Annotated in this window: 6 protein-coding genes and 2 rRNA genes (1 of these 8 only partly in view); 2 read left to right on the forward strand and 6 right to left on the reverse strand. The window is 58.7% G+C overall.

Going from position 1 to position 10,157, the window contains the following annotated elements; all coding sequences use genetic code 11:
* Window positions 1-169: 169 nt before the first annotated feature.
* From A9404_RS07390 to A9404_RS07405, 4 genes are all read right to left on the reverse strand, one after another.
* Window positions 170-1,177 (reverse strand): lysylphosphatidylglycerol synthase transmembrane domain-containing protein, encoded by a 1,008-nt coding sequence (locus tag A9404_RS07390; RefSeq protein WP_066099681.1) that lies wholly within the window; start codon window positions 1,175-1,177, stop codon window positions 170-172.
* A complete protein-coding gene (locus tag A9404_RS07395; RefSeq protein WP_066099683.1) occupies window positions 1,174-1,965 on the reverse strand; it encodes a DUF2334 domain-containing protein in 792 nt (263 codons plus the stop codon). Before A9404_RS07395 ends, A9404_RS07390 begins: the two co-directional genes overlap by 4 nt.
* Entirely contained in the window at window positions 1,962-3,098 is a 1,137-nt protein-coding gene (locus tag A9404_RS07400) for a glycosyltransferase (RefSeq protein ID WP_066099685.1), read from the reverse strand. The genes A9404_RS07395 and A9404_RS07400 overlap by 4 nt, the downstream gene beginning before the upstream one ends.
* A gap of 134 nt (window positions 3,099-3,232) precedes the next feature.
* On the reverse strand, window positions 3,233-5,365 hold the full coding sequence (locus A9404_RS07405) for a RelA/SpoT family protein (RefSeq protein WP_156521276.1): 2,133 nt from the start codon (window positions 5,363-5,365) through the stop codon (window positions 3,233-3,235).
* Between the two features lie 204 nt (window positions 5,366-5,569).
* On the opposite strand from A9404_RS07405, the gene A9404_RS07410 reads away from it, so the two are divergent.
* Both A9404_RS07410 and A9404_RS07415 read left to right on the forward strand, forming a co-directional pair.
* Window positions 5,570-6,286, forward strand: coding sequence for a VIT1/CCC1 transporter family protein (locus A9404_RS07410; RefSeq protein WP_066099689.1), 717 nt, complete (start codon window positions 5,570-5,572; stop codon window positions 6,284-6,286).
* Window positions 6,287-6,414: 128 nt separating this feature from the next.
* Entirely contained in the window at window positions 6,415-7,071 is a 657-nt protein-coding gene (locus A9404_RS07415) for a c-type cytochrome (RefSeq protein WP_156521277.1), read from the forward strand.
* A 108-nt stretch (window positions 7,072-7,179) separates the two neighbouring features.
* Here the strand turns inward: A9404_RS07415 and rrf are convergent.
* Window positions 7,180-7,295 (reverse strand): 5S ribosomal RNA (rrf, locus tag A9404_RS07420).
* A gap of 93 nt (window positions 7,296-7,388) precedes the next feature.
* Window positions 7,389-10,157, reverse strand: a 23S ribosomal RNA gene (locus A9404_RS07425) (it continues 108 nt past the right edge of the window).

The raw sequence follows: 10,157 nt of genomic DNA on the forward strand, positions 1-10,157 counted from the left end.
AACCACCTCCCAATAGAAACACGCAGAAAACCAAACAGAAAAAATAATATTTGGCTTCAATTAGGAGGTTTGCGAACGATAAAGTTTTTGAATTTTGCGTGAATTTTTCGTGACCGGAAGATGACAGGCCCGGGTCGCCGCCCCTCCGGCAAGAGCAATCCCCAGGAGGTTACTTATCCGCCGGAGAAAGCAGTCGCCAGGCGCGGTCGCCCAGCATGGCCAAGAAAACGGGCAAGCCGGCCAGCAGATAGAAGTAGTAGGTGATCATGCGCCAGAGCAAAAGCGACAGACCGATGGTCTCCGCATCGAGGAAGGGCGAGAGCAAGGCCGCATAGCCCAGTTCCACCCCACCCGCCCCGCCGGGCAGAAAACTGATCTGGCCGAACAGCAGCAGCACCCCCTGCACGGCGAACAGATAGGACCAGGGTACCGAACTGCCGATGATGCTGATCACCACGGCCAGGATGCTGTAACGCAGCAGCCAATGACCGGCACAGAACATGAATAGCAACAGGAGCTGCCAACGCGGCAGACGAAGCACAAGACGCACCCCTTGCCGGAACTGCATCAGCCAGCGCGCCATGCGGCGCCGACGGTGCGCCGTGAGCCGGAACGGCCGGAGGACACGCCCGAACATCCGGATCAGGAATCGGTGCTCGCGAAGCAACAACCAGAATAGGCCCGCCCCCATGCCGAACAGCGCCAATGTCACCGCCACCAACCAGGCCGGATCACTGAACCCACCGTGAAGCGCGAGGGAAAGCAGCGCCACGGGAAAGGCCACAACGAAGAATACACCGTCCATGAAGTGATCGATGGCATACATCGCCGCCGCATGGGCCGTGCGGATCCCCCGTTGTTTGAGCAGCGCCACATACGTCAATGCGCCGCCTGCGCCGGCCGGCGATGCGGCGCCGGCAAATTCCGTCGCGATGACCGCACCGAAACTCCAGACTGCAGGCACCTGCCCCCCCATTCCGGACGCCAGTAACCGTAACCGGAAGCTGTTGAAGACCCATCCCAGAACGACCATGCCGATCAGCAACGCCCCCCAGCCGGGCGCGATCTTGGGTAGATCTTCCAGCAGATGCCGGCCGCCCAGCAGGATCGGAACAGCCAGACTGGCGACGATCGCGAGCAGCAGCATCCAGAGCAATCGCCGCCGGTGTCGGTTCATTGCCAATCGATCACCCCGGATTTTGTCGCCCCGGCACGCTGCTCAAGAACACGGGCAAGTGCCTGCTGCCAGAAGGCGACGGCCATCGGCCAGTCGGCGTCCACCGGATGCAGCCCGAGACGGATGGGCACGGACGCGCGGTCGGGGTGCAGCAAATGGTCGAGTAACCGCTGGTTGTAGATTTGGGAGAGCTGGCGACGCCAGGCCGCACGGACACTCCAGACCAGGGACGTGGCCGCGATTTCACGCCCGGCCTGCAGATCGAAGAGCCCGGTGCGGGTGGCGAACCAGTCGAAACCCAGCGCCTGGAGTGCGTCACGCGCGCCGGGACTTGTCAGCCAGGCCGGCGCCACGAAACCCCGCGACTGCCAGCCGCAGGCCGACAATTCGTTTAACCCCGAGGACAGCAGCGTCTGCGCCTCGTCGACGTCAAGCCGCGCGAACTCGCCTTCGATGGTATAGATCCGCCGCTCGATCCAGTCCCTCAGGCCGGTGACCGGGCGCTCATCCGTATGCGTATAGCCGTGCAAAATCACCTCGTCGCCCAGAAGCAGGCGGCGATCGATCCACGCGCGAAAGGCCGGATAGGAACTCAAGGCGTCCGCGCCATGGTAGCGGGGCACGACCAGCAGGGTGACCGGCATGGGACCATGCGGTGCAATCCACGGCGACAGCGCGTCGAGCAGGGCCTCGCAGCGCGCCTGCGTCTGTGGTGCCACATCGTGCAGCACCAGCGCAGCGGGTGCCCGAGCGGGCAAGGTTTTTTCCAGGGTTATCGCTTGGCTCATCGCAGCAGCTTCAGTGAGGGATCATCAATCATGCCATGGTGTTGCAGCTGTGCCAGTCGACCGAACATCTGCCCGAATCGCACCGACCAGCCGAAATGACGCACGACCCGTTCCCGAGCCGCCTGACCCAATGCCATGGGATCCCGCGCAAACACGGATTCGACCGCCGCCACGAAGGCGTCGAGACTCCCCGCTTCGGCCAAGGCGCCCACGGTGTCATCCACCAGTTCCGGCACCGCCGAGCTGTTGATTCCGATCACCGGCAGTCCGGCAGCCATTCCCTCAGCGATCACCAGCCCGAAGGTTTCCTGATCGCCCGCATGCACCAGCGCGTCGCTGCTGGCCAACAGACCGGCCAGCACTTCGATATCCGCAACATAATCGACAATGGTCATGGGGATGTCGTCCACGCGCGGCATGTCCGGCCCGATGAGCAGCAGGTGGTAGGGCGCGCCCAATCGGCGGACCGTCTCGAACAATGTCGGCAGATTCTTTTCGATCGCATTGCGGCCGGCATAGACCAGTACCCGCGCCTCGTCGGGAATACCCAGATTCCGCCGCACCGCCTGGGACCGGCGCTCGGGAGAAAACACCACCGTGTCGACCCCCAGGGGCTGGGCCGTTACCTTCGTCAAGCCCAGGGATCGAAGCCGATCGGCCATGACCTGACTGGGCGCGAACACCCAATCATAGTGGCCATACAGATGCTGGATATAGCGTCGAATCGGTTCGCGGGTCCAATCGCCGAAGCGCAGTGCCGTCATGCGGCTCAGGTCGGAATGAAAGAATCCCACCACGGGGACGTCCAGTGCCCGACCGGCACGAACGGCCGCCCAAGCGAGGCGATAGGGATCACCCGCCTCGATCACGTCGGGCCGAATGTCCTTGAGCTGGTCGATCCAGGGCTGCAAACGCAGCGGAAAACGGTACCCCTTGCCGCCGATCAGTCTCATCGCAGGAAGCGTACGCATCGCCAGTACGCCTTCGTTCGATTCGGACGCCGTCGCCCCCGGCACCAGCAGGGTGTGACGAAGCCCCGAATGTTCGGCGCAAAAGGCGCGCTTGGCGAGAATATATCGTCGGACGCCGCCGGAAGCGGGGCCCCAGAACATGGTGATATCGGTCAGATGCACGATGCACTCGGATGGCTGGACAAAGACAGAATCGGTTTCACGAACATGCAACAGCCTGTGTGACGGTTTTAAAGTGGCAGCAATTTAACGTACCCGTGCCACAAAACAAATCAGTTTAGCCCCTTAGACCCAATCTAACTCGCTCGGCGCTGAACAGATTCCACCGCCGGCAGTCGCTGTAGGCGACGGAGCATCTCCTGGACATCCGTACTTCCCGGCAGTTCCAGCAGCAGGTATAGATCGGTCAGCCCCGTATTTCGTTCATGTCGGCTTCTGCTCTCGACAACATGGGCCTTGAACGGCGCAAGCACCGGCCCCAGATCGGCCCAGAACCGCGTGACATCCGCCACGAGGAGGTCGAGCTTCAGGGGCAGCACCCAGGACTTTCCGGTACTGGGCCAGTCCACGGACAGGATCCGCTCGGGATATGCCGCCTGCAAATGCCGAATGTTGCTGCAATCCACCTTATGCAGGCGCAGCCCCTGCCCGCGCGTGATGAACGCCAGCACCCGGTCGCCAGGGCGGGGATGACAACAACCTGCCGGCTGGGCCTTCAGACCATCCAGCGCCAACTCGGCGGTCGGCGCCATGACGGGAATCGACGGCACGGGCGGCGCTACCTGTGCTGCGGCAGGGCTATGCGCATGAGCCGCCCGCGCCGCTGACAGCAAGGTGGCCGAATCGATCCGCTGCCGACCGACCGACTCGTATAGGGCCTCCTCGCTTTTCAATCCCAGTGCGGCGACGACATCGGCACGCTCGGCCCGATTGAGCCCCAACCGGCGAAACAAACGATCGCATTGCTGCTCCCCGGCCTGGCGTGCCGCGGAAAGATCCAGCTTGTGGAACCAGTTCCGCACCTTCGCCCGGGCACTGGCCGACTGCAGATAACCCGAACCCGCCTGAGCCCATTCCCGACTGGGGGCCGGCTGTGGCTGTGTCAGGATCTCGATGCGATCGGCCTGCTGAAGGCGTGTTTTCAGGGGAACGATTTGCCCGTTGATCTTGGCCCCCTTGCAGCGGTGGCCAACCAGCGTGTGCACCCGATAGGCATAATCCAGAACCGTCGATCCGGGCGGCATGGCGAAGATGTCGCCTTCCGGCGTAAACACAAAGATCTGGTCGACCTCGGGTCGCGCGGGGGCGCCGGTCGCCAATGCCTGCCGCAACCGATTGAGTTCCTGCGTAAACGCATCCTCGGAGGCCTGCCCCCCTTCCTTGTAGCGCCAGTGCGCCGCAATCCCCAGTTCGGCCTGCTCATGCATCGCCCGTGTCCGGATCTGCACCTCGATGATCTTGCCTTCCAGTGCGTGCACCGCCGTGTGCAACGATTGATACCCGTTGTCCTTGGGCCGGGCAATGTAATCGTCGTACTCGCTCTCGATGGGGCTGAAGAGATGGTGCACCACACTCAAGGCGGCATAACAATCCGACACGCTGTCGACTTCGATCCGCAATGCCCGGACATCGAACAAGCCATCGAAGCCGAGGTGCTTGCGCTGCATCTTTCCCCAGATACTGTAGATGTGCTTCGGGCGGCCGTAGATACGGGCTTCGATGTGCGCTTCGGCCAAGCCCTTGTGCAGCATGTCGCGGACCTGGACGATGTACGCCTCCCGCTCTTCCCGGCGTTCATCCAGGAGCTGCGCGATCCGCTTGTAGGTTTCCGGCTCCAGGTGACGGAACGCCAGATCCTCCAATTCCCACTTGAGCTGCCCCAGACCCAGCCGATGCGCGATAGGGGCATAGACATCCAGCGTCTCGGCGGCAATGGCCCGACGCTTCGCGAAATCGGGTTCGAAAGGCAGACCGCGCAAACGTTCCAAACGATGCACGAGTTGAATCATCATCACCCGGACATCGCTGATCGAGCTCAGCAGCAATCGACGCAGGTGCTCCAGCCAGATTGCCTGCTGATGCGTGCGATACTGCTCCCCGAGTGTCAAAAGATGTTGTAGCTGACCGACGCGATCGGCCACCACCGGACCATAATCCCGGGCGAGGGTCTGCGACTCAACCTGTCCGAGCAGTCGGGGATCTGCCAGAATGCAGGCGAGAACCGTGTCCCGATCCGCCCCGATATCCAGAATCAGCAATGCCGCTCGGGGGCCTCTGGCACGCGTCACGTTTCGATCCCATACCGATCCCGCCAGGTTACAAGCCCGGCGCACGAGCGAGTCCCCGTCCATGCGCGTATCGAGCGCAGCACAGAGTAGGTCGTTGGGTTCATCCAGGGCATATTGCATCAAGGAAATCTCAAGCGTCACATTGCCATACAATCATCAAATCGAGAGGACATAATCATGTCCAGCAACCTTGGCCACGAGCACCCGCCAAGGATTATGGCGCCACCGCAACCCTCAGCATTGCTGCCAGGATAACCGCCGGAGCAAAACGGAAATGAAATACCACCGATCAACGATGACTAGCCTAGAATTGCCCATTATTTCATCTCTAGCCGAGTAGCAACCATGTCCAACATTGAAATTCAGTCCTTCGATCTACACGCAGAACACCATCGTATCAATCGCAATTCATGGCTGCGTGCCTCGGTCATGGGCGCCAACGATGGCATTGTTTCCGTCTCCAGCCTCATGCTGGGTTTCATTGCGTCAAATGCGAGCAACCACACGATCGTCCTTGCTGGGTTGGCAGGCCTGGTGGCTGGCGCCATGTCCATGGCAGCCGGCGAGTACGTCTCCGTGCAGTCGCAGAAAGATACGGAACAGGCCGATCTTGCTCAGGAAGCGCACGAAATCGAGCACAACTACGAATTCGAACTGGGCGAATTAACAGCAATTTACGTCGATCGCGGACTTTCCGAATCACTGGCCGCCCAGGTGGCTCGGGAACTAATGGAAAAAGATGCCCTGGCCGCACATGCGCGCGATGAACTTGGCCTGCATGAGATATCCCGCGCCCGACCGCTGCAGGCAGCGGGTTCATCCGCTGCTGCATTCTCGGTCGGCGCAGGCCTGCCGCTCCTCACAGCCCTGTTTGTGCCGCACGACATCCTTTTTGGGTCCGTCATCGCCATGACATTGGCCGCCCTGATCATCCTCGGTGGTATGGCCGCATGGACGGGGGGCGCGTCCATTGTACGTGGCGCGTCCCGGGTACTCGTCTGGGGCGTCCTCGCAATGGCCGCAACCTCCCTGATCGGCCATTTGTTCGGCATCAATCCCTAGATTTTTCCGTACATACGAAGCCATACGTCAGCATGCTGCGTCGCCCGCCTGAACTCCGCAATGACAGGCGGGTCAATATTCATGATCCCTGAAACACTCAACAATGCGCCCTTCAGGAGGATGCTGGCATGCTGGCAGCAAAATTCTCACAACGCAGCCCTTGGCCACTGATCATCTGTCTGGCCTTTACCCAACTCCCCGCAAATGCACTAGCTGCAAGCACATTAGGCGTAACCATCGCTGAACACGGCATCAATGATGTACCGGCCTGCGCCTTGTGCCATGGCGAACATGGAGAAGGAGACAGGGCTGCAGGTTATCCCAGACTCGCCGGGATGAATGCTGGCTACTTGCTGAATCAGCTTGATCACTATGCGGATGGAAGTCGCAGCAGTCAGGTCATGCAGGTGTATAGTCGGGCACTCACACGGATTCAGAGAAGGGCCATTGCTGAATACTATGCGGCAAAACCCGGCTTGGGATCCCAATTACACACCGGCCGACAAGCCAACAATGCGATCGCGGCACTGTTAAACAAGGGGGACTGGTCACGCAATATACCGGCATGCTTCAGCTGCCATGGCAAGATGGGCACTGGGAGCAAGCTGATTCCAGCCATCGCCGATCAGCCCGTCCACTATTTCATTGTGCAGATGAACCACTGGCGAACGGGCACCCGCCCCGTCGGAGAAGGTGACCCGATGGCAACCATCGCGAAAAATCTTACACCCACGGAAATTGCCGGCATTGCACGCTATCTGGCCAACGAATCGCCCCGAAAATGAGTCCCGTCAGAGCATGCTGGCGGCCGAAAGGCCGACGATGGTGAGGTGAGATCAACCCATAAAGCACAACCCCCCCCGAGATCCTCGGGGGGGGTTGTTGAATTGGGTGCCTGGCATTGACCTACTTTCACATGGGGAAACCCCACACTATCATCGGCGATGCAGCGTTTCACTTCTGTGTTCGGGATGGGAACAGGTGGTTCCACTGCTCTATGGATACCAGGCGAAGAGGGTAGCTTAAGGCTCTGGGCCCCAAGCTGTGAAGTGAATGCATTCTGAGTACATTGATCTCATGTCGCAAGCTGTTTTGGCGTTATATGGTCAAGCCTCACGGGTCATTAGTACTGGTTAGCTGCACGCATTACTGCGCTTCCACACCCAGCCTATCAACGTTGTGGTCTTCAACGGCCCTTCAGGGGACTCAAGGTCCCAGCGAGATCTCATCTTGGGGTGGGCTTCCCGCTTAGATGCTTTCAGCGGTTATCCCGTCCACACTTAGCTACCCGGCAGTGCCACTGGCGTGACAACCGGAACACCAGAGGTGTGTCCATCTCGGTCCTCTCGTACTAAAGACAGCTCCCCTCAAATCTCGAACGCCCACGGCAGATAGGGACCGAACTGTCTCACGACGTTCTGAACCCAGCTCGCGTACCACTTTAAATGGCGAACAGCCATACCCTTGGGACCTGCTTCAGCCCCAGGATGTGATGAGCCGACATCGAGGTGCCAAACACTGCCGTCGATATGGACTCTTGGGCAGTATCAGCCTGTTATCCCCGGAGTACCTTTTATCCGTTGAGCGATGGCCCTTCCATACAGAACCACCGGATCACTAGAACCGTCTTTCGACCCTGCTCGACGTGTCTGTCTCGCAGTCAAGCTGGCTTATGCTCTTACACTAACCGCACGATTTCCGACCGTGCTTAGCCAACCTTCGTGCTCCTCTGTTACGCTTTCGGAGGAGACCGCCCCAGTCAAACTACCCACCATACACTGTCCCCGATCCGGATAACGGACCTGGGTTAGAACACCGAACATGCCAGGGTGGTATTTCAAGGTTGGCTCCACCCGAACTGGCGTCCGGGTTTCAATGCCTCCCACCTATCCTACACAAGCAGGTTCAATGTTCAGTGCAAAGCTATAGTAAAGGTTCACGGGGTCTTTCCGTCTAGCCGCGGGTACACTGCATCTTCACAGCGATTTCAATTTCACTGAGTCTCGGGTGGAGACAGCGCCGCCATCGTTACGCCATTCGTGCGGGTCGGAACTTACCCGACAAGGAATTTCGCTACCTTAGGACCGTTATAGTTACGGCCGCCGTTTACCGGGGCTTCGATCAAGAGCTTCGCTTGCGCTGACCCCATCAATTAACCTTCCGGCACCGGGCAGGCGTCACACCCTATACGTCCTCTTTCGAGTTTGCAGAGTGCTGTGTTTTTGTTAAACAGTCGCAGCGGCCTGGTCACTGCAACCCCCTTCAGCTCCACGAGCAAGTCGCTTCACTTACCGAGGGCGCACCTTCTCCCGAAGTTACGGTGCTATTTTGCCTAGTTCCTTCACCCGAGTTCTCTCAACGCCTTGGTCTTCTCGACCTGTCCACCTGTGTCGGTTTCGGGTACGGTCGCTCATTATCTGAAGCTTAGAGGCTTTTCCTGGAAGCTTGGTATCAATCACTTCATCTCCGTAGAGACTCGTTATCACGCCTCAGCATTAACCCCCCGGATTTGCCTAAGGGATCTGCCTACACGCTTGAACCGGGACAACCATCGCCCGGCTGACCTAACCTTCTCCGTCCCCCCATCGCAATAATGAACGGTGCAGGAATATTAACCTGCTTCCCATCGACTACGCTTCTCAGCCTCGCCTTAGGGGCCGACTCACCCTGCGCCGATTGACGTTGCGCAGGAAACCTTGGACTTTCGGCGTGCGTGGTTTTCACACGCATTATCGTTACTTATGTCAGCATTCGCACTTCCGATACCTCCAGCAGACCTCACAGTCCACCTTCAACGGCCTACGGAACGCTCCTCTACCATGCCTTACGGCATCCGCAGCTTCGGTACTGTGCTTAGCCCCGTTAAATCTTCCGCGCAGGCCGACTTGACTAGTGAGCTATTACGCTTTCTTTAAAGGGTGGCTGCTTCTAAGCCAACCTCCTAGCTGTCTATGCCTTCCCACATCGTTTCCCACTTAGCACAGATTTGGGGACCTTAGCTGGCGGTCTGGGTTGTTTCCCTCTTGACCATGGACGTTAGCACCCACGGTCTGTCTCCCATGATTGCACTTCTCGGTATTCGGAGTTTGCCATGGTTTGGTAAGTCGGGATGACCCCCTAGCCATAACAGTGCTCTACCCCCGAGAGTGAGACATGAGGCGCTACCTAAATAGCTTTCGAGGAGAACCAGCTATCTCCGGGCTTGATTAGCCTTTCACTCCGATCCACAGCTCATCCCCTAATTTTTCAACATTAGTGGGTTCGGACCTCCAGTTGGTTTTACCCAACCTTCATCCTGGCCATGGATAGATCGCTCCGGTTTCGGGTCTAATGACCGCGACTATCGCCCTATTCAGACTCGGTTTCCCTACGCCTCCCCTAATCGGTTAAGCTTGCCACGATCATTAAGTCGCTGACCCATTATACAAAAGGTACGCAGTCACAGAACGAATCTGCTCCTACTGCTTGTACGCACACGGTTTCAGGTTCTATTTCACTCCCCTCGCCGGGGTTCTTTTCGCCTTTCCCTCACGGTACTGGTTCACTATCGGTCGGTAAGTAGTATTTAGCCTTGGAGGATGGTCCCCCCATATTCAGACAGGATTTCACGTGTCCCGCCCTACTCGTCATCATGATTGAGGCTTTTCGTATACGAGGCTATCACTCTGTATCGCCGGACTTTCCAGACCGTTCTACTAAACGTTCAATCACTTCAGGGCTAGTCCCCGTTCGCTCGCCGCTACTTGGGGAATCTCGGTTGATTTCTTTTCCTGCAGCTACTTAGATGTTTCAGTTCGCCGCGTTCGCTTCCCAAGACCTATATATTCAGTCAAGGGATGACCTTTCGGCCGGGTTTCCCCATTCGGACATC

Origin of the sequence: Halothiobacillus diazotrophicus (genome assembly GCF_001663815.1) — a bacterium.
In the GTDB taxonomy this organism is placed as follows: domain Bacteria; phylum Pseudomonadota; class Gammaproteobacteria; order Halothiobacillales; family Halothiobacillaceae; genus Halothiobacillus; species Halothiobacillus diazotrophicus.